Source organism: Cypionkella sp., from assembly GCF_028290025.1.
Classification (GTDB): domain Bacteria; phylum Pseudomonadota; class Alphaproteobacteria; order Rhodobacterales; family Rhodobacteraceae; genus Cypionkella.
On record NZ_JAQGKQ010000026.1, the window covers coordinates 73480 to 93847 of the forward strand.

Sequence of the window (20368 nt, forward strand, 5' to 3'; positions counted from 1 at the left end):
AGCCACATGTCCATCCTTGATCGTCACAAGCCTATCGAACGCCACGTTACCTTGTTGCTGGTTCTAAGCTTTCTGGTCGTCAGCATTGGCGGACTGGTGCAAATTGTTCCGCTGTTTTATCTGGAGAACACCATCGAAAAGGTGGCGGGGGTACGCCCTTACTCGCCTTTGGAACTCACGGGCCGAGACATCTATATCCGGGCGGGCTGTTACGTTTGCCATAGCCAGATGATCCGCCCGATGCGCGACGAAGTCGAACGTTATGGCCACTATTCGCTGGCGGCCGAATCCATGTATGACCACCCGTTTCAATGGGGGTCTAAACGCACCGGGCCTGATCTCGCCCGTGTGGGGGAAAGATATTCCGACAACTGGCATGTCGATCATCTCACCGATCCGCAGTCGGTTGTGCCGGAATCGGTAATGCCGAAATACGGTTTCTTGCTGAACCAAATGATTGACGGCACCTACGTCGAGGAGTTGATGGCCACTCACCGCATGGTCGGGGTCCCCTACACCGACGAGATGCTTCAGAACGCGCGGCTAGACTTCGCGGCCCAAGAAGACCCCAACCTCGATTATACTGGGCTGCAAGAGCGCTATTCCGGCGCACAGTCCCGCAACTTTGACGGCCAGCCCGGCATCTCAGAAATGGACGCCTTGATCGCCTACCTGCAAATTCTCGGCACCATGGTGGATTTTTCCACTTTCACCCCAGACGCCAATCGGTAAGGAGCTCACCATGCACACCTATAGCCGGCTGCGTGAATTTGCCGACAGCTGGATGCTGCTGGCCCTGACGATCGTGTTTATTTGCGTGATCTTGTGGGCTTTTCGCCCCGGCAGCCGCAAAACGCATGATGCAGTCGCCAGCGCAATTTTTCGCAACGACTCCCGGCCCGCCAGTGACGCAGCCGAAACGGAGCAACTTTGATGAGCCGCAGACCTGCCCAAAAACCCCCAGAGGTCGGCACCACCGGCCACCAGTGGGATGGCATTGAGGAGCTGAACAATCCGCTGCCGCGCTGGTGGCTGTGGACGTTCTACGCCTGCATCGCATTTGCGCTAGTTTATAGCGTGTTATATCCCGCATGGCCGATGATATCGCGCGCCACGCCGGGCCTGCTTGGCTACTCGACAAGGGGGGCAGTCGCGGCCGAGATCCAAGCTTTTGCTGATGCAAATGCCCCGATCCGCGCGCAACTTGTCGCAGCCGATTTGTCTGAAATCGCCGATAAACCAAAGCTCAACGAATATGCCACCAACGTCGGCGCCTCAGTGTTCCGCACATGGTGCGCACAATGTCACGGATCGGGCGCGGCGGGCGTGCAAGCTGCGGGTTATCCCAACCTGTTGGATGACGATTGGTTGTGGGGAGGCGATATCGCCAGCATCCACACCACCATCACCAACGGCATCCGTAACACGACCGGTTCTGACGCGCGCTATTCCGAAATGCCAAAGTTCGGCGAAATTCTGACGGGTGACGAGATCGCTCAACTGGTCCAGTATGTTCGCTCTATCTCGGGCCAAAGCAATGACGCCGTCCTTGCCGCCAGCGGTGCCGCCCTCTTTGCCGATAATTGTGTCGCATGTCATGGCGAGGCCGGACTGGGCAACCGCGACCTTGGCGCGCCTAACCTGACCGATGCAATCTGGCTCTATGGCGGTGACGTAACCGCGCTGACCCATACCATCACCTACGCCCGCTTCGGCGTAATGCCCAACTGGTCCCCCAGGCTTTCCGAAGCCGATATTAGGTCGGTTGCGGTGTATGTTCATGGTTTGGGCGGCGGCGAGTAATCCGTCGAGAACCTCGTTACCGAAAATGTCGATTAGTAAGCTATCCCATACTGCCTCTCTCTCCAGCCTCTCACCGTGGAGCCTCCCTTGAGCAGCCCCGACACACATCCACCCAGTCTCTATGCTGCCCGAGAGCCGATTTTCCCGCGTCGGGTAAAAGGTTGGTTTCGCACTCTGAAATGGTGGATAATGGGCCTGACGCTGGGCATCTACTATATCACGCCGTGGTTGCGATGGGACCGCGGCCCTAACTTGCCTGATCAAGCGGTGCTGATCGATCTGGGCGGGCGGCGGTTCTTTTTCTTCATGATAGAGATCTGGCCACACGAGTTTTATTTCGTCGCCGGTTTGCTGATAATGGCGGGATTGGGCCTGTTCCTTTTCACGTCGGCGCTTGGCCGGGTCTGGTGCGGCTATGCCTGCCCGCAGACGGTCTGGACCGACCTTTTTATTCTTGTCGAACGTTGGGTAGAGGGGGACCGCAACGCGCGGTTGCGCTTACATCGCCAAAGTTGGAACTGGGCCAAAGCCCGCAAACGGGCGCTGAAATGGACGGCTTGGCTGCTGATCGCAGTGGCTACTGGTGGAGCATGGGTTTTCTATGTTGCTGACGCGCCAGGCCTGCTGCGCGATCTCGTCACCCTGCAAGCCCATCCCGCTGCATGGCTGACAATCGCCGGACTGACTGCCACGACATTTGTTTTTGGCGGTTTCATGCGCGAACAAATCTGCATCTACGCCTGCCCTTGGCCGCGCATTCAGGCGGCTATGATGGACGAAGATACGATAACCGTCGCCTACCGCGAATGGCGCGGCGAACCGCGCGGCAATGCGTCTGTGACAGACTCTGGCGATTGCATAGACTGCATGGCCTGCGTCAATGTATGCCCCACGGGTATCGACATCCGCGACGGCCAGCAACTTGCCTGCATAACCTGCGCTCTGTGCATCGACGCCTGCGACGACACGATGGCAAAGATCGGTAAGCCTCGAGGCTTGATAGATTACCTTGCGCTGACCGATGAGGTGCTAGAGCGCAGCGGCAGCCCGCAAAGAGCGATATGGAAGCATATCCTGCGACCCCGAACCATCCTTTACACGGCGCTTTGGTCAGCTGTGGGCGTCGGGTTAGTGCTCGCCCTGTTTCTGCAGTCCGACATCGGGCTGCACGTAACGCCGTTGCGCAATCCCATTCTGGTTACTTTGTCGGACGGTTCGATCCGCAATACTTATGATTTGCGGTTGCTGAACAAGCACGGCGAGCCGCGGACATTTCGCATTTCTCTGACTTCGGACCAACCGCTTGAGTTGTCACTGGAAGGCCACGTCTCGCAGACGGTCACGGTGCCGGGCAATGCGACCACGACGCAGCGCGTCTACGTCGTCGCCCCGTCAGGGTCAGAAGCGGCGGGCAAAGACCGCACCGACCTGCGCCTCTGGGTGGAAGATCTGGGCAACAACGACCGCATTCACGCTGACACGATTTTCAATGGAAAAGGCGACTGAAATGGCGCAAGTTGACGCACGCGAACTGACCGGCCGCCATGTGCTTGCGATCACGGTCTGCGCTTTTTCCGTAATTATCGGCGTGAATATTACGCTGGCATATCAGGCAGTTTCCACCTTTCCGGGGCTGGAAGTCAGTAATTCTTACGTTGCCAGCCAGACCTTTGACGCCGACCGCAAGGCGCAGCAACGGCTTGGATGGACACTTGCGACCAGCTATGACGCGGGCCATCTGCTGCTGACGTTTCGGGATGCACAAGGGCTGGCTGCACACGTACAAGGGCTTGATGTGCTGGTCGGTCGCACCACCGAGGCGCGCGATGACACCCAACCCGTTTTTGTGCAAGATGGCGGGGTATTCGTTGCCCCGTTGGCACTTCACCCGGGCAAATGGATGCTGCGTGTGCAAGCCACAGCACCCGACGGCACGGCGTTTAGGCAGCGCATCGACCTGTTCGTGAAAGGTTAACCGATGACCTACGTCGAACATCCCTCGCTAATGGCCTGTCCCGCCTGCGCCGTGGTGCCATCTGCGGAACGTCTGGCCTCGCTTGCCGCTCCGCAATCAACCCGCCTCATGCTGTCGCTGCCAACCGCGCACTGCGCGCTCTGCATGACGACGATCGAACATGGGCTGGAAAACTTGCCCGGCGTGAGATCGGCGCGGGTCAATCTGTCTTTGCGCCGCGTTAGCGTCGATGCGGACGCCGATGTTACCGCCGACCGCCTGATCCTCAATCTCGCGCGGTTGGGCTACGAGGCGCACGAACTCGATGCAGGCTTGCTTTCCGCGACCGAGACCGACCGACAGAGCCAAGAGCTGTTGATGCGGCTCGGCGTTGCGGGTTTTTCAATGATGAACGTGATGCTGTTGTCGGTGGCTGTCTGGTCGGGTGCCGAAGATGCCACCCGGCAACTGTTCCACTGGATTTCCGCGATTATTGCGCTGCCGACCGTGGCCTTCGCCGGTCAGCCATTTTTTCGCAGCGCTTGGGCTTGTATCAAGGCACGAAGGCTTGGAATGGATGTACCGATCAGTCTCGCGCTGATACTGGCCTGCGCCATGTCGCTGTTCGAAACCGTGATGGGCGGGCGCTATGCCTACTTCGATGCGGCGGTGTCTTTGACGTTTTTCCTGCTAGCGGGGCGCTACCTTGATCACCGGACGCGGGCTGTGGCACGGTCCGCCGCCGAGCATCTCGCGGCATTAGAGGTGCCGCGCGCGCAGGTTCTACGGGAGGGCGCCGAGATCGTGCTGCCTCTGGCTCAGGTGGTGGTCGGTGATCTGGTGCGCGTTCGCCCCGGCGGACGCATGCCCGTCGACGGCGTGGTTATGGACGGGGCCAGCGAGGTGGACCGGTCACTGCTGACCGGCGAAACCTTACCCGTCTATACTGGGCCTGGCAGCAGGGTAAGCGCCGGCGAAGTTAACCTGACCGGCCCTCTGACACTGCGCGTCACCGCGGCTGGGCGGGATTCATCGCTGCACCAAATGGCCGATCTGGTAGCCGTCGCCGAAAGCGCGAAGACGCTCTACACCGGTTTGGCCGAACGCGCTGCACAGATTTACGCGCCTCTTGTGCATTTGCTGTCTGGCGGAGCTTTTGTGTTTTGGCTGTGGCAAACCGGGGGCGACGTTCGCTTTGCCATCAATATTTCGGCGGCAGTGCTGATCATCACCTGCCCTTGTGCGCTGGGCCTCGCAGTGCCTGCGGTGGTAACGGCGGCGTCGGGTAAGCTGTTTCGCAAAGGGCTTTTGATAAAGCACGGCACCGCACTGGAACGGCTTGCCGAGGTAGACACTGTAGTCTTTGACAAGACCGGCACCCTGACGCTTGGACTGCCAGAGCCGGTGGGCCTAAGCGATTATCCCGCAGAGGTTATATCCGTTGCCATGGCCTTGGCTGCTGCGTCATCGCACCCGCTGGCAGTGGCGCTGGCGGCCCACTCAGCGGCGCAAGGCATTCGGCCTGCGGTACTAACCGCGCTACACGAAGTGCCGGGATACGGTGTTGAGGGGCAATGGCAAGGCGAGCTTGCCCGACTTGGCCGCGCGACTTGGGTCGGGGCCACACCGCTTTCGGTAACGGCAACGTATTTGATGCTGAACGGTGCGACATTTGCCTTTGCCTTCACCGACCGCCTCCGCCCCGGAGCCGAGGTCGCGGTAGCCGCGCTAATGGCGCAAGGCAAGCAGGTCGTTCTGCTCTCGGGCGATGGCGAAGGCGCCGTTGCTCCAATGGCGGCACGACTCGGCATAACCGACTGGACGGCGAACGCCTTGCCCACTGACAAGGCGGCACGCGTGGCGGCGCTGACTGCGCATGGGCATAAAGTGTTGATGGTAGGTGACGGTCTGAATGACACTGCGGCGCTGGTGGCTGCGCATGTGTCGATCAGCCCGGCTTCGGCCCTAGATGCGGCGCGGGTCGCGTCCGATATTGTGCTGCTGGGGCAGGATATGGCCCCGATTGTCGATGCGCTTAGGATAGCGTCGCAAGCACGGCGCAGGATCAAGGAAAACTTTGCGATCTCTGCAGCTTATAACATCGTGGCAGTGCCATTGGCGCTTGCCGGATTGGCGTCACCGCTTGCGGCAGCACTGGCGATGTCACTTTCGTCGATAACCGTATCACTGAACGCCCTGCGGTTAAGGTGAAAGATGGACATTCTGATCTACTTAATCCCCGCATCCCTGTTGCTTGGCGGTATCGGACTTGCAGCGTTCTTTTGGGCGCTGAAAGATCGGCAATTCGAAGACCCGCTCGGCGATGCCAACCGCATCCTGAAACCGGATTGGGAAGACCATCCAGCACCGCAATCCAAGTCTGCGTAATCATAAGCTGAGGTGTAACGCTACGTTGTCCGAATAATGTGGTGGGCTTTGGACGGTCCTTCACTAGGCGTCGCTGTCCGCAACGGCTGCCCAGCTCGTTTTAGATAGGGCATTTCAACAGCTTGCTGATTGCGCACACTGCTTATTGGGTACCGAAATTCCAGCTCGCTCCGCGCCAGCATCGCAAAACTACTTCGGCATCAATGGCCAGCAAGCGGTTACCTGCACACTTGGGCGGCAATTTAGAAGTCCACATCGACCGTCCATAATTCTGGGAACCTATTGCGGCGAACTTGGTTCTGCATACGCCTCGCCGACTTTCAATACGGCATTTCCTGCACCCCGGAGATATTTGATGACCGATTCCGCTTCCAAGCCCGCCGGCTTCCGCTACAGCACCGTTCCTGCACCTACGCAGAAGGTTGATATCACCACATCAGATCAACAGCCGTCACGCGGGCAGGGTGGTGAACTTCATCAGACCGTGGCGGATGGTGCCGACAAGCTAACCACCTCGCAGGGTGTAAGCGTTTCCGACAACCAGAATTCGTTACGAGCAACCGATCGCGGACCTCTCTTGCTTGAGGATTTTGTGCTGCGGGAAAAGATTTTCCATTTTGACCATGAGCGTATTCCGGAACGTGTCGTGCATGCCCGCGGTTACGGTGCGCATGGCCATTTTATCTGCACAAAGCCCATTCCGGGCATAACCCAAGCCGCACCCTTTCAGGCCGAGAACAAAGAGACCTCGGTTTTTGTGCGTTTTTCCACCGTCGCCGGAGCGAAGGGTTCGATGGATCTAGCACGTGACGTGCGGGGATTTGCCGTCAAGTTCTACACCGAAGAAGGCAACTGGGACTTAGTTGGTAACAATATTCCGGTGTTTTTTATTCAAGACCCGATCAAATTTCCTGATCTAGTGCATGCGGTCAAACCTGAAGCTGATCGGGGCTTTCCGCAGGCGCAATCTGCCCATGACACGTTTTGGGATTACATTTCTCTGACGCCCGAATCAATGCACATGGTGATGTGGCAGATGTCGGACCGGACCATCCCGCGCTCCTTTCGGATGATGGAAGGGTTTGGCGTTCACACGTTCCGGTTTGTGAATGAAAGCGGCGAGTCCACTTTCGTGAAGTTTCATTGGAAACCCCATCTTGGTTTGCAATCGGTGCTTTGGGATGAAGCTGTCAAGATCAACGGCGCGGATCCCGACTTCCATCGCCGCGACCTGTGGAATGCAATACAATATGGGGACCATCCGAAGTGGAACCTGTGTGTGCAAGTGTTCACGCAGACGCAAGCGGACAAGCTCGACTTTGATATTCTGGACCCGACAAAGATTATTCCCGAAGAAATAATCCCCCTCGTAGAAATCGGGACGTTGACTCTTACGCGGATGGTGGACAACTTCTTCCAGGAAACCGAACAGGTCGCCTTTTGCACGCAGAACGTGATCCCCGGCATCGATTTTACCGATGATCCGCTGCTTCAGGGCCGAAATTTCAGCTACCTCGATACGCAGTTAAAGCGCTTGGGTGGGCCGAATTTCACGCAAATACCGATCAATGCACCGCGCGGCTGTCCGGTACATAACTATCATCAAGACGGTCACATGCAGACGCAAAATCGCAAAGGCAGAGTGAATTACGAGCCAAACGGATTTTCGGACGGTCCGCGGGAAGATCCTCTCAAAGGCTATGTCAGTTTCGCAGCCCGGTCGCCGGAAGGTTCCAAGCAGCGGCTGCGGCCTGAAAGCTTTGCAGACCACTACAGCCAAGCCCGTCTGTTCTACCGAAGCCAGACCGAAATCGAACAACATCACATTGCGGATGCGCTCGTTTTTGAACTGAGCAAGTGTCAAATGCTCGATATCCGCAAGCGAATGGTGGCGCATCTGCTTAACATTGACGAAGATTTGGCCCAACAAGTCGCCAACGGTCTGGGCTTCAGAGATATGCCGACCCCCGCCGTCACAGCGGTGCCTGCGCGTGATCTGGATCTTTCGCCAGCACTCAGCATCTTGGGCACGCCGCCCAATATGTTCCTCGGTCGCAAACTGGGCGTGATCATTGCGGATGGGTTCGACCGAGATGTGCTTGGAGAATTGGCCGCCGAAACCATCGCTGAAGGCGGTGTGATGGAAGTTATCAGCGTGCGCGTCGGCGGTGCGATTGCCGCAGATGGCTCGTTTGTGCGCGCCGATCACTTGCTTCGCGGTGCCAAGTCCGTGTTGTTTGATGCTGTGGCTATACTGGGGGGTGATGCGCAAGCATCGCTCGCTCGTAACCCCGCGGCCCAGGAATTCCTGAGCGATGCGCATAACCATGCAAAATTCATCGGACATCACGGTGTGGACGACCTTCTGAGTTCGGCCGCAGGCATCGTGCAAGACGAAGGCTACACCGACCTGACTGCCCCCGGAGCCGCGGCCGATTTTCTCGTGGCCTGTCGGTCTTTGAGGTTGTGGTCGCGCACCACCGCGCTTCCACGCGAAGCAGATGCCGAGTCTTTGGCACCGACGGCTTAATGATCAAAACCTGGCTAGGCCGCGCAACCACACACAAAACCGCGCGTTGTCTAGCACCTACAACCGTGTCACCAAGAAAGGACGTAATGATGAAAAACCCAACCCTTGAAGGTCTGTTTCACGAAACCCTCCGTGATATCTATTATGCAGAACGCCGCATTCTGAAGACGCTTCCAAAGATGATGCGGGCAGCTCAGTCCGAAGATCTAAAGGCGGCCTTTGAAAAACACCGCGGCGAGACTGAGGTTCAGATCGAACGGCTTGCTCAGATATTCGAGATCATCGGCAAGCGCCCACAGGCTAAAACTTGCCCTGCGATTGATGGCATCATCGACGAGGGCGAAGAAGTTATGGAATCGTTCAAAGGCGCTCCAGCGCTGGACGCGGGACTGGTCGCAGCGGCCCAAGCTGTCGAGCATTATGAGATGGCCCGGTATGGCACGCTGCGCGCTTGGGCGGCCTGTTTGGGGATGACTGATGCGGAACAGTTGCTGATGCAAACGCTTCAGGAAGAGGAAGCGACTGACGAGGCGCTGACACAGCTTGCCGACACCTCCGTTAACGAGGCTGCTCTGGACAAGGCCGCTTGAACTGGTCGACTGACTTGTAACACCAAACCCGCCACGCGCGGGTTTGGTTTTCTTTATGTCGGAAGTAAGCGCCCTTCGTCGTACCGCGAGGTGGGACCGCCGAAATTTTGTGATTAGCCAGCAACTCTGCGTTTTAGGCCAAATGGCTCGGCGACATGAAAGATCAGATTTATGACTGCGTAATCGTCGGCGGCGGGCCGGGGGGGCTGACGGCTGCGATTTACCTTGCGCGCTCTCACCTCAGTGTGGCGGTGGTTGACGACGGACACAGTCGCGCCGCTATGATTCCGCTATCCCGCAATCAGGCCGGCTTTCCCGACGGCATATCGGGAAGCGATCTGCTTGCCCGAATGCGGTCGCAGGCGAGCAAATACGATGTCACCATTCAGACAGGCCATGTTGAAGCGCTTGTCAAAACCAATGATGTCTTTGTGCTCCGCTTTAGCGATAGCAATGTCATACGCGCCCAATCTGTTCTCTTGGCCACGGGTGTCCGTAATCGCCGTCCTGCCATGCCGGATGTGGATCACGACGCAGCGGTTGCACGCGGGCTAATGCGGTATTGTCCGGTATGTGACGCCTACGAGATCACTGATCGGCGTATTGGAGTGATCGGCACTGGCGATCAAGGCATTGGCGAAGCCGTATTTTTGCGAAGCTTTACTGACGATATTACGTTTATTTCACCAGACGCTCGTCACGATCTTTCTTGCGATCAAAGCGCACAGCTTGAAGCTCTCGGCATTAAAACAATCAGCGGACCGATCGCAGGCTACGAGTACCACGACGATGCAGTGACCGTTATAACAGCCGAAAGCAAAACATCGTTTAGCTCGGTTTATCTTGCCCTTGGTTCAGATGTCAGGTCTGGATTGGCGGAAATGGTCGGCGCGGAATTGACCGAAGATGGCTATGTGAGCGTCGACAGGCATCAGCGGGCCAGTATTGCTGGCCTCTACGCTGCCGGCGACGTTGTGCTCGGTCTCGATCAGATTACCAATGCGATGGGCCAAGGGTCAGTTGCGGCAATTGCAATTCGCAACGATCTTTTTGGCCGATATCCATCTATGACTTTAAGACGTATCCGAAAGAGTCTCGCTGAAATATAGATTTACCGCGCCTTTATCCACCACCTTAAACGTAACCGTTCAGTCGATCGTCAGCGTCGACAAGATTTCGCCCAGCTTGGATTTTGTATCGGCCAGCGACAGCACAATCGTCAGGTGGTTCAGATTAGGTTCCGACCGTAAAATACAGGGTTGCCCGTTGCTTTGAAGCATGTTGGATAATGCAGCAGCGTGATCTTGGAACGGGGAGGTTTCAAGCGACCCCCGCGTTACAATGCGTTTGGGCACCGGCAGATGTAACGACGTCAGGGGCGACCAAGCCGCCGCCTCTGCTTCCCTCATTTTCGCTTCGTTTTTCAGGAAACTGCTGGGAATGCCCGACAGATCATAAATACCGCTGACAAGAAGAAGCCCTCGGATTGGTGGAAGCTTTGGCGGTTGTGCTGCCTCCTTCGGGCCGATCGCTGCAAGATAGCTCGCCAGATGCGCGCCTGCAGAGTGACCGCTGACAGTAAAGCGGGCGGGGTCGGCCCCAAGGTCGGGTGCGATTGCCAATAGATGATGGGCGGCCGCGCGTATCTGAGCAACGATGCCGCCCAAGGCGCGTTACCGGCATCAAATCATAAGTGACAATCGCCGCGATACCTCCCGCCGCGAGTACCGGCGCTGCGACAAGATGATGGTCTGTTTTTGACCCGGCGCGCCAATACCCACCGTGGATGAACATATGCAACGGCGCGCCCTTTGCCAAACTTGGCGGCAACAAGATATCCATCCGCTCTCGCACAGACGCGCCATAGGCGACGTCTGCTTTGATTTCTACACGTGCCGCAAGTTCGCGCGACCTTGCAGCGGTCTCGAGCATGATCGCATCGAAGTCGGGGATGAAATCGCGGTTGCGGTAGAGATCCTGCATCAGTGCTCCTAAAAGTTTACCGCGAAATACTTCGGCTCCATGAATTCGAGAATGCCGGTGACGCCACCCTCTCGCCCCAGGCCACTTTGCTTTGTGCCGCCAAACGGTGCCGCCGGATCAGACATCAGGCCACGGTTGATTGCGACCATACCAGCTTCAATACCCTTGCCCACCCGCAGCGCCCGCGAAAGGTCGCGCGAAAACACATAGGCCGCAAGCCCGTATTCGGTGGTATTGGCCAGCCGGATGGCTTGTTCCTCGGTCTCAAAGCGGTAGATCGGTGCGACCGGGCCAAAAATTTCCTCATGGGCGATTTCCGCATCGTGGGGTACATTTTCGATAACAGTGGGCGGATAGAAATAACCTGAGCCGGGCAGGGGGGAACCCCCCGTCGTTACATGTGCGCCGCGCGCGACGGCCTGGCTCACCAACCTGTCAATCTTGACCACAGCCTTGGTGGTGATCATCGGACCCACTTGAGTCGCGGGATCGGTGCCTGCCCCAATCTTCAGCGCTGCCATGCGTTTGGTCAGGCCCGCAACAAAGGCATCATGAATGCCCGACTGTACATAAAACCGATTGGCAGCAGTGCAGGCTTCTCCTGCGTTGCGCATTTTGGCGATCATTGCGCCATCAAGCGCGGCCTCAAGGTCGGCATCGTCAAACACCACGAATGGCGCATTGCCGCCCAACTCCATCGAGCAGGACACGACGGTTTTTGCAGCTTCGGCTAACAGGGTGCGGCCCACGCCGGTCGATCCGGTGAAAGACAGCTTGCGTACGCGCGGATCAGCCAACATGGCGCTGACAACAGGGCTGGGTTGCGTTGTCGTCAGCACATTGACAACGCCTGCAGGCACTCCCGCTTCTGCGCCCAGTCTCGCCATCGCGTAAGCTGTAAGCGGGGTTTCAGAGGCAGGCTTTAGAATTACAGTGCATCCCGCAGCCAATGCAGGGCCGATTTTGCGCGTCGCCATCGCCGCTGGAAAGTTCCATGGCGTGATCAACACAGAAATTCCGATCGGATCATGGTCGACAAGGATATGATGCGCCCCAGAGGGTGCATGGCGAAACTCGCCGGGGATGCGAACCGCTTCTTCTGAGTACCAACGGAAGAATTCGGCGGCATAAGCCACCTCGCCACGCGCGTCCGGCAAGGCTTTGCCATTCTCAAGCGAGATAAGCATTGCGAGATCTTCAGCGTGTTCAGTCATCAGCACAAACCAGCGGCGCAGAATTTCAGCGCGCTGCCGGGCGGGGGTAGCCCGCCATCCAAGCGCGGCGGCGTCCGCCGCATCGACAGCACGTATGGCATCAGCAATCGTAGCGTCCGGCACCTCGGCCAGTACCAATGCAGTCGATGGGTTCACCACCGCAATACCATGACCCGGCAGCCACTCACCACCGATGAACAATCCTTTGGCATGTGTACCGGGTTCAGCAAACGCGCCGATGGGGGAATCGAGGCTCATTGTCTTTCCTTTAGTTGATGAGGCTGGCGTCGCCCTTAAAGGCGGCCGTCAGCAAAAGATGCATATCTGCGCGGCTGAGCGCGCGCGGGTTGTTCTGAATAAGCCGCTCTATCCCACAGGATTGCTCGGCCACCCACGCGATGCGATCCTCGGCCAAGCCAAGTGCCGCAAGCGTCGGCGGGATTCCGATCCGTGCGAACAGCGCGGCTATGGCTGGGATCACCTCATCCGCAGTGCCTACGCCAATAGCGCTGGCGATCTGCTCTAACTCTGGACCTATAGCGGGGCGATTCCATTCCATCACCCACGGCATCAAACAGGCCACTCCTTGACCGTGGGCGGTATGGGTCAGCGCCCCCACGGGATACTGAATTGCATGGGCGGCAGCTGTCCCCGCGACACCAAAAGCAAGACCCGCAAATGTGGCACCCTGCATCACCTGCGCGCGGGCCGTCGCGTCCGCACCGTTGATGTAAGACGCCTCCAGCCCTTTCCACAGCAGGGAAATTGCCGTCAACGCAAACTGGTCCGAAATCGCATTCTTCCCGATGAACACGCGTTCTTGCGTCAACCCTGTGGTCACTGGGCGACGGGTGGCAGTGAATGCCTCAATAGCATGAGTCAAAGCATCGGCCCCTGCGATGGCAGTCAGGCCCGGGGGGCAGGTCAGCGTAAGATCCGGGTCACAAATCGCCACCGTTGGGATCAGGTGTGGGCTGGAAATTCCCACTTTCAAGCTGCGCTCGGCATCGGACAAGACGGCGACGGGAGTCACCTCCGAACCCGTTCCAGCCGTGGTCGGAACGGCAATCAACGGCAAAATCGGGCCCGGCACCTTTAACTCGCCGTAATAGTCTTGCGGGCGTCCACCATGCGAAATCAAAAGGGCGACGCATTTTGCCATATCGAGGCACGAGCCGCCGCCCACCGCGATCACCAAATCTGGCGAGAACCCGCGCGCGGCATCCGCAGCGATGATGGCAGATTGCACAGGAACGTCCGGCAGCGTGCCGCTTTCAACGCGCAGAATCAATCCGGCCGCCTGCAACTCCTCTAGCATCACAAGAAAATCGGGATCCCCGGCGAGCCGAACGTCTGTGACCATCAGCGCCCGCCGACCCAATTTTGCAGCAATCGCTCCAAGGGTTCTGCGCTGCCCTGAACCAAACACTATCTCGCGCGGCGCTCTGATGGTGCCAAAATATTCCATGGTTTATTCCTCTAGTACTGGGTCAGGCGGCCAACAGGGCCCGCAATTCTTTCATCAAGCTGGTCGCGCACATCGACCCCGCCTCGCTGGGCGGTGGCGCGGCGGATGCGCGTCCCGTCGCCCGACACTGCTATTGGATGGACCTGTTCAGTTGGGCGAGAGCCGCGCAACTGAGGGCAGGCTATAATCCTATATCGGATCGTATATGATATTGTGTTTGACATTTGATACCATATTTGCGACTCAGTCGCTTGTGTCAAGTCGAAGATGCAGGAGTGACGAAATGGGTATGGCGGCAGATCGAGCGGGCAAGCGAACGGCGTCAGTGCGTCCGGTGAGCATCGTTGATGGGGTCTACAACAACATTTACGAACGCCTGATGTCGCTTGAAATCGCACCCGGCGCGCGCATCCCAATCGACGTTATTGCCCGTGATCTTGATGTGTCGCAAACCCCTGTTCGGGAAGCTTTGTCGCTTCTTGAACGTGAAGGTCTGGTGCGAAAGGCACATTTGATCGGCTATTCGGCTGCTCCACAACTGACGCGCAAGCAGTTCGACGACCTTTACACGTTCCGCCTGCTGCTAGAGCCGGAAGGCTCGCGGCTTGCTGCGCTGAATATGACGCCCGAGTCGTTGAAATTGCTGGAAGATGCTGCGGCTGACATGGGCAACGGGGCGGCTCCGGTTGATAGGACCAGCCGTTATTCCCGCTTTGCCCGCGCGGATGCTGATTTTCATGATGCGATCCTGAAGATCGCCGGAAATGATGTGATCCGCCTCACCCTATTCAATCAGCATGTGCATCTGCACATATTCCGTCTGATGTTTCACTCACGCGTTACACAAGAGGCGCTCGAAGAACACGAGAATCTTCTGGTCGCGTTCCGGTCGGGCGACCCATTGGCCGCCGAGGCTGCGATGCGCAATCACGTCTTGCGCTCTCGCGACCGCCTGTTGTCCGCGTTCGAATGATTATGACCGAGGCATTACCCACCTTTGGCTTGGCATCCGCAGAGTTGGTTGCGAACGCTCCCACGATGCGCACGGAAGCGTTGTCCAAATCTTACGGACCGATCACGGTGCTGTCGGACGTTGCGCTGGAAATCCTTCCGGGTGAAATCCATGCAGTCATTGGCGAAAATGGCGCCGGCAAATCGACTTTGATGAGGCTGCTGTCCGGTTATACCGCGCCGAGTGCCGGGTATCTGGAAATGTCGGGTCAACGCGTCCAATTCGATACCTCGGTGGCTGCGGAGGCAGCAGGCGTCGTGCTGGTGCATCAGGAAATCCTGCTCGCTCCCGACCTGACGGTTGCAGAAAATCTGTTCTTGGGTCGCGAAGTGTCGCGCGGCTTCATGGTTGATGACCGTGAGATGAACCACCGTGCAGCGAAGGTTCTGGCCTCTATCGGTGCGCATTGCCATCCGCGGGACCGCGTGGACGATCTGCCGCTTGCGCAGCGGCAACTTGTGCAGATCGCCCGCGCCTTACTGGAGCCGCGCAAGGTCGTAATCTTCGACGAGCCGACGGCGGTTCTGGCCAATGACGAGGTTGCAGCACTGTTGGCCGTCGTGCGCGGCCTGCGCGATCAAGGGGTGGCCGTGCTTTATATCTCGCATCGGCTGGACGAGGTTGAGGCTTTGGCTGACCGCATAACGGTATTGCGTGATGGCCGGATGATCGGCACTTGGCCTGCAAAAGGCTTGACGCAGCGCGACATGGCCGAGTTGATGGTCGGCCGCAAGCTCGACATGCTCTATCCGGCCAAACGCCATGCATCTTCGGCAGAGCCGTTGCTCAAGGTCGAAAATCTCGTTGTGGATCATGGGGCAGTAGAGGGCAGCTTTGCTGTCCAACCCGGCGAGGTGCTGGGCATTGGCGGCATGATCGGCTCTGGCCGAACCGAATTGTGCGAAGGGTTGATTGGCCTGCGCCCGTCGCAGGGGCGTGCCTTGATAAACGGCAAAGTCATGTCGCATCGGTCGGTAGCGGCATGGCAGGCGGCGGGGTTGGTTTACCTGACCGAGGATCGCAAGGGCAAAGGTCTGTTGCTGGACGAACCCCTCGCCAGCAATTTGACGCTTCAAGCGCTGGATACGGTGCATGGACGGGTCACCTTGGATCGACGCAAAGAGACCACTGCACTGGATAAAGCTGTCCTCGACTACGATATTCGCGTCCGATCGGTGCATCTGGATGCAGGCCAGTTATCGGGCGGCAACCAGCAAAAATTGTTGCTCGCCAAGGTCATGTTGACCGACCCGGCTGTCGTGATCATCGACGAGCCGACACGCGGCATCGACATCGGCAACAAGAGCCAGATTTACGAGTTCATCGACAAACTGGTCCGCTCTGGCAAAGCCTGCATCGTGATTTCATCCGAATTGTCGGAACTCGTCGGGTTGTCTGACCGCGTGTTGGTCATGCGCGGTGGGCGGATCGTGGCAGAGCTTACCGGCGATCAGATCACTGAACAAAACGTCGTCTATGCCGCAACCAGCGGCGAGGCACATGCTGCAAGAGGAACACACCCATGACAGCCGCGATCGCACCTTCAAGCGCCGGGCCGCGCCGTATCCGCCTAGCCGATACCGGGCCATTTATCGCCTTGGCGCTGGTAGTTTTAATCGGCGTACTGATCAATTCCAGCTTTCTGAGCGGCACTAACATCGCCAATGTCGTCACGCGATCTGCCTTTGTGGCGATCATCGCCGTGGGCGCAACCTTTGTGATTTCTTCCGGCGGGCTGGATCTGTCGGTTGGCTCAATGATGGCCTTCGTGACCGGCATCATGATCATGACGATGAACCGGCTGGAACCGTCGATGGGATCGAACGCAATCTTCGCCGGTGCCGGGATCGGCCTAGTCGTCGGGGCGCTTTGTGGTTTGCTGAATGGCCTGATTGTCACGGTCGGCAAAATCGAGCCGTTTATCGTGACCTTGGGCACCATGGGCATTTTCCGCGCCTTGATCACCTGGATGTCCGACGGCGGTTCTATTCCGATCGACCGCGCGCTGCGTGATCCATATCGGCCCGTCTATTTCGGCAACGTGCTTGGCATCCCGGTGCCAGTGTTTCTGACGCTCATCGTGGTGCTGATTGGGGCCTTCATTCTGTACCGGACAAAATATGGCCGCCGCTGCATGGCTGCCGGGTCAAATTCCGATGTCGCGCGCTTCTCTGGCGTATCTGTGGCCAAAGTCCGCACCATGGCCTTCGTGATCCAGGGTCTCTGCGTTGCCATAGCGGCGATCTGCTACATTCCGCGCCTTGGTGCTGCAACACCCACCACCGGGCAGCTTTGGGAACTGCAGGTCATCACAGCCGTGGTGATCGGCGGAACAGCTTTGCGCGGTGGCAAGGCACGGATTTGGGGGACAGTGGCGGGTGCCCTGATCCTTGAAGTGATCGCCAACCTGATGGTGCTTTCAAACTTGGTTTCCGAATACCTCGTCGCTGCCGTTCAGGGGGTGATCATCATTCTGGCGATGCTTGCCCATCGCTTCATCAAATAACCGTCCGGGAGGGACGGGATTATTTTTCAAAGGGAGGAACTACCAATGACAACCATCACCAGACGGACGCTCGGGCTTGTGACCGCTGCCAGCATTTTGGCAATGGCCGCAACCGGCGCATTTGCCCAAGATAAGAAGGTTATCGCTGTTTCAATTCCAGCCGCGACGCATGGTTGGACGGGCGGCGTAGTCTATCATGCCGAGCAGGCGGAAAAAGAAATCGAGGCCGCCTTTCCGAACATTGATGTGATCGTGAAAACCTCACCTTCTGCCGAAGCGCAAGTCTCGGCACTAGAGGATCTCTCTGCCAGCCAAAAGCTCGACGCGCTGGTTATTCTGCCCTTCACTTCGGAAGAATTGACCGGCCCAGTCGCACAGGTCAAAGCGAATGGCACGTTCATCACCGTGGTGGACCGCGGCTTGGCTGACCCGTCGATCCAAGATCTGTATGTCGCGGGTGACAACATTGCAGTTGGCGCAAATACTGCCAAATGGTTGGCGGAAAAACTGGGCAACGAAGGCAAGATCGTCGTTCTGCGCGGCATTCCCACAGTGATTGATGATGAACGCATCCAAGGCTTCACGGATGTCATCAAAGGCACGAAAATCGAAATCCTTGATATCCAATATGCCAATTGGAACAAGGACGAAGCCTTCACGCTGATGCAGGACTATCTGGCCAAGTACCCGCAAATCGATGCGGTCTGGGCCAACGATGACGACATGCTGCTGGGCGTGCTGGAAGCTGTGAAGCAATCGGGCCGGACAGAGATTAAATACGCACTTGGCGGCAACGGCATGAAGGATGTGGTGAAGATGGTCATGGACAAAGACCCGATGACGCCAATCTCGACCCCATACCCACCATCAATGATCAAATCGGCGATCTACATGGCGGCTGCCCAGTTCGTCGGCCAAGCGCCGATGCGCGGTAATTTCAAACTGGATGCGCCGCTGATCACCCCCGAGAACGCCGATCAGTTCTATTTCCCCGACTCGCCGTTCTGATAATCACAGGCGCCCGTAACCGGGCGCCCGCTCTACCAATCCATAGGAGAAACGAAATGCCCGGTAAAAAAATCCTGATGCTCTGCGGTGAATTCACCGAAGAATATGAAATCTTTGTGTTCCAACAGGGGATGGAAGCCGTCGGCCACACTGTCCACGTCATCTGCCCCGACAAGAAAAAAGGCGAACGTATCCAGTCCTCGCTGCATGATTTTGAGGGACACCAAACCTACATTGAACGCTTCGGTCATCTGATCGAGATCAATAAGACCTTCTCAGAAGTTGTGCTCGACGACTACGATGCGGTCTACTGTGCTGGTGGGCGCGGGCCGGAATACATCCGTACAGATAAGCGGATTCAAGCAATGGTCCGCCACTTCCACGACACGCAGAAGCCGATTTTCACCATTTGCCACGGTGTGCAGATTTTGGTTGCCGTCGATGGCGTGATACGCGGCAAGAAGGTTGCGGCCCTTGGCGCTTGCGAGCCGGAAGTGATCCTCGCCGGAGGCACCTACATCGACGTCAATCCCTATGAAGCCTATGTCGATGGCACCATGGTTTCGGCAAAAGGCTGGACCGGTCTTGGCGCTTTCATGCGGGAATGCATGAAGGTGCTTGGAACCGAGATTACTCATAACTGATTGCAAACACATGTGGCCGTTTGTCGACACGGTTTGCCTGACGGCCATCGGCTCGCCACGTTGTGTGCTAAAGGAAACCTTTTTCTCTCCGGCTGCATTGCGTGCTTAATAACGACAAAGGCTCGCCATTTGGCGAGCCTTTGAGTGTTTCTTGATCGAAGGGTTAGTTTTCGTAGTTTGGCATGGCTTCGAGCTGTTCTTTGGTTTGGTTCACATAGACGCGCAGATCGTTGCCTTGGGTTTGGCGGAGGATATCGACGTCGGTCAGCTTCATTGCAACCGGCTTTTGGCCCATCCCCAAGAAGCCACCAACATCAATCACCACATCCGTCACTTTGCCGTCCGCCGACAGCACGAGGTCGGCGACCTCGCCAATTGACTCGTCATTTGCGTCGTAAACGCTCGCACCGGTGAGGCTTTCCGAGGTCAGATAAGAGGCATCGGCGATCTCATAACCCTCGCGTGCCATCGGCTGACGGGTGGCCGTCCCCGCAGTGGTGTCTGTGCCAGCGGCGCTGTCGGTCCCGGTGGTGGCACCAGTCGCCGCAGTCGCATCAGTTCCCGCAGTGGTGCTTGTACCCGCCGCGGTACCCGTACCCGCCGCAGTGCCTGTTCCTGCAGTGGCATCGGTACCACCCGCAGTGCTATCGGTGCCGACAGCCGAACCAGCCCCACCAGTGGTGCTTGTGCCCGCCGTAGTGTCAGTACCAGCAGTGGCATCCGTGCCAGCGGCGGTGGTCGTACCAGCTGTGGTGTCGGTTCCAGCTGTACCCGCAGCGGGTGCCACCGCATCGCTGTTCATCGAGTAGTTTGGCGCGGCTTCGAGATCGGCACGCGCGGCGGACATCACCAGAAAGAAGTCATCTGGTGCATCACCGGTGGCGCTGTCGCTCACAAACTTGATGGCCTCCATGCCGACGGCGACCTGACGCTCACCTGCACCCAGAAAACCGCCAATATCTACCAGCACGGCATCGACTTTTCCGTCCCGCGACAATACCACGTCATTGATCTCGCCGATGTCGTCCCACCCTTCCTGAGCGCCCGCATACTCGGTTGCATCAAGCGGCGCTTCGGACGCATAAACCCGCATTCCGATAAAGTCGGACGCGCGCACATTCATCGGATCCATCGCCGCACGGAACATGCTGCCTGCGTCCTGCCCGAAAGCCGAACCCGCAAGAGCGGTAAAAACCGCCGTGGAAAGCATAAGTTTTTTCATCATCATCTCCAGTTGATGTATGTTTCGATGACGCAGAGATGCGCTG

At 57.7% G+C, this 20368-nt stretch carries 19 protein-coding genes; 15 read left to right on the forward strand and 4 right to left on the reverse strand.

Features of this window, described 5'->3' with window-relative positions; genetic code table 11:
- Positions 1 to 6 precede the first annotated feature (6 nt).
- The 10 genes from ccoO (at position 7) to JWS10_RS03735 (ending at position 10374) form a co-directional block, all read left to right on the forward strand.
- Positions 7 to 732 (forward strand): cytochrome-c oxidase, cbb3-type subunit II, encoded by a 726-nt coding sequence (gene ccoO, locus JWS10_RS03690; protein WP_299504890.1) that lies wholly within the window; start codon positions 7 to 9, stop codon positions 730 to 732.
- A gap of 10 nt (positions 733 to 742) precedes the next feature.
- Positions 743 to 934 (forward strand): cbb3-type cytochrome c oxidase subunit 3, encoded by a 192-nt coding sequence (locus JWS10_RS03695; RefSeq protein WP_299504892.1) that lies wholly within the window; start codon positions 743 to 745, stop codon positions 932 to 934.
- Positions 934 to 1803, forward strand: a complete 870-nt coding sequence (gene ccoP / locus JWS10_RS03700) for a cytochrome-c oxidase, cbb3-type subunit III (RefSeq protein ID WP_299504894.1) — start codon at positions 934 to 936, stop codon at positions 1801 to 1803. The genes JWS10_RS03695 and ccoP overlap by 1 nt, the downstream gene beginning before the upstream one ends.
- An 87-nt stretch (positions 1804 to 1890) precedes the next feature.
- Positions 1891 to 3309 (forward strand): cytochrome c oxidase accessory protein CcoG, encoded by a 1419-nt coding sequence (gene ccoG, locus JWS10_RS03705; protein ID WP_299504895.1) that lies wholly within the window; start codon positions 1891 to 1893, stop codon positions 3307 to 3309.
- 1 nt (position 3310) lies between these two features.
- Entirely contained in the window at positions 3311 to 3778 is a 468-nt protein-coding gene (locus JWS10_RS03710) for a FixH family protein (RefSeq protein WP_299504898.1), read from the forward strand.
- Between the two features lie 3 nt (positions 3779 to 3781).
- Positions 3782 to 5968: a heavy metal translocating P-type ATPase gene (locus JWS10_RS03715; RefSeq protein ID WP_299504900.1), complete on the forward strand. Its 2187-nt coding sequence runs from the start codon at positions 3782 to 3784 to the stop codon at positions 5966 to 5968.
- A gap of 3 nt (positions 5969 to 5971) precedes the next feature.
- Positions 5972 to 6145, forward strand: a complete 174-nt coding sequence (gene ccoS, locus JWS10_RS03720) for a cbb3-type cytochrome oxidase assembly protein CcoS (RefSeq protein WP_299504903.1) — start codon at positions 5972 to 5974, stop codon at positions 6143 to 6145.
- A 355-nt stretch (positions 6146 to 6500) separates the two neighbouring features.
- Positions 6501 to 8675: a catalase gene (locus tag JWS10_RS03725; RefSeq protein ID WP_299504931.1), complete on the forward strand. Its 2175-nt coding sequence runs from the start codon at positions 6501 to 6503 to the stop codon at positions 8673 to 8675.
- A gap of 89 nt (positions 8676 to 8764) precedes the next feature.
- A complete protein-coding gene (locus tag JWS10_RS03730; protein ID WP_299474938.1) occupies positions 8765 to 9265 on the forward strand; it encodes a ferritin-like domain-containing protein in 501 nt (166 codons plus the stop codon).
- Between the two features lie 155 nt (positions 9266 to 9420).
- Positions 9421 to 10374, forward strand: a complete 954-nt coding sequence (locus JWS10_RS03735; RefSeq protein WP_299504906.1) for an NAD(P)/FAD-dependent oxidoreductase — start codon at positions 9421 to 9423, stop codon at positions 10372 to 10374.
- 39 nt (positions 10375 to 10413) lie between these two features.
- Here the strand turns inward: JWS10_RS03735 and JWS10_RS03740 are convergent, their stop codons facing one another.
- The 3 genes from JWS10_RS03740 to JWS10_RS03750 all read right to left on the reverse strand — a co-directional run bounded on the left by JWS10_RS03740 (position 10414) and on the right by JWS10_RS03750 (position 13930).
- Positions 10414 to 10932: an alpha/beta hydrolase gene (locus JWS10_RS03740; RefSeq protein ID WP_299504909.1), complete on the reverse strand. Its 519-nt coding sequence runs from the start codon at positions 10930 to 10932 to the stop codon at positions 10414 to 10416.
- Positions 10933 to 11256: 324 nt separating this feature from the next.
- On the reverse strand, positions 11257 to 12720 hold the full coding sequence (locus JWS10_RS03745; RefSeq protein ID WP_299504912.1) for an NAD-dependent succinate-semialdehyde dehydrogenase: 1464 nt from the start codon (positions 12718 to 12720) through the stop codon (positions 11257 to 11259).
- 10 nt (positions 12721 to 12730) lie between these two features.
- Positions 12731 to 13930, reverse strand: a complete 1200-nt coding sequence (locus JWS10_RS03750; protein WP_299504914.1) for an iron-containing alcohol dehydrogenase — start codon at positions 13928 to 13930, stop codon at positions 12731 to 12733.
- A gap of 283 nt (positions 13931 to 14213) precedes the next feature.
- Between JWS10_RS03750 and JWS10_RS03755 the strand changes: the two genes are divergently transcribed.
- The 5 genes from JWS10_RS03755 (at position 14214) to JWS10_RS03775 (ending at position 19100) form a co-directional block, all read left to right on the forward strand.
- Positions 14214 to 14903, forward strand: a complete 690-nt coding sequence (locus JWS10_RS03755) for a GntR family transcriptional regulator (protein ID WP_299504917.1) — start codon at positions 14214 to 14216, stop codon at positions 14901 to 14903.
- A gap of 65 nt (positions 14904 to 14968) precedes the next feature.
- Positions 14969 to 16468 carry a sugar ABC transporter ATP-binding protein gene (locus JWS10_RS03760; RefSeq protein WP_299504934.1) on the forward strand — a complete coding sequence of 500 codons (1500 nt, stop codon included), beginning with the start codon at positions 14969 to 14971 and terminating at the stop codon, positions 16466 to 16468.
- Positions 16465 to 17448, forward strand: coding sequence for an ABC transporter permease (locus JWS10_RS03765; RefSeq protein ID WP_299504920.1), 984 nt, complete (start codon positions 16465 to 16467; stop codon positions 17446 to 17448). Before JWS10_RS03760 ends, JWS10_RS03765 begins: the two co-directional genes overlap by 4 nt.
- 45 nt (positions 17449 to 17493) lie before the next feature.
- Entirely contained in the window at positions 17494 to 18456 is a 963-nt protein-coding gene (locus JWS10_RS03770) for a substrate-binding domain-containing protein (RefSeq protein WP_299504923.1), read from the forward strand.
- Positions 18457 to 18512: 56 nt separating this feature from the next.
- On the forward strand, positions 18513 to 19100 hold the full coding sequence (locus JWS10_RS03775) for a DJ-1/PfpI family protein (RefSeq protein WP_299504925.1): 588 nt from the start codon (positions 18513 to 18515) through the stop codon (positions 19098 to 19100).
- Positions 19101 to 19263: 163 nt separating this feature from the next.
- Here the strand turns inward: JWS10_RS03775 and JWS10_RS03780 are convergent, their stop codons facing one another.
- A complete protein-coding gene (locus JWS10_RS03780; protein WP_299504927.1) occupies positions 19264 to 20322 on the reverse strand; it encodes a PRC-barrel domain-containing protein in 1059 nt (352 codons plus the stop codon).
- Between the last annotated feature and the right edge of the window lie 46 nt (positions 20323 to 20368).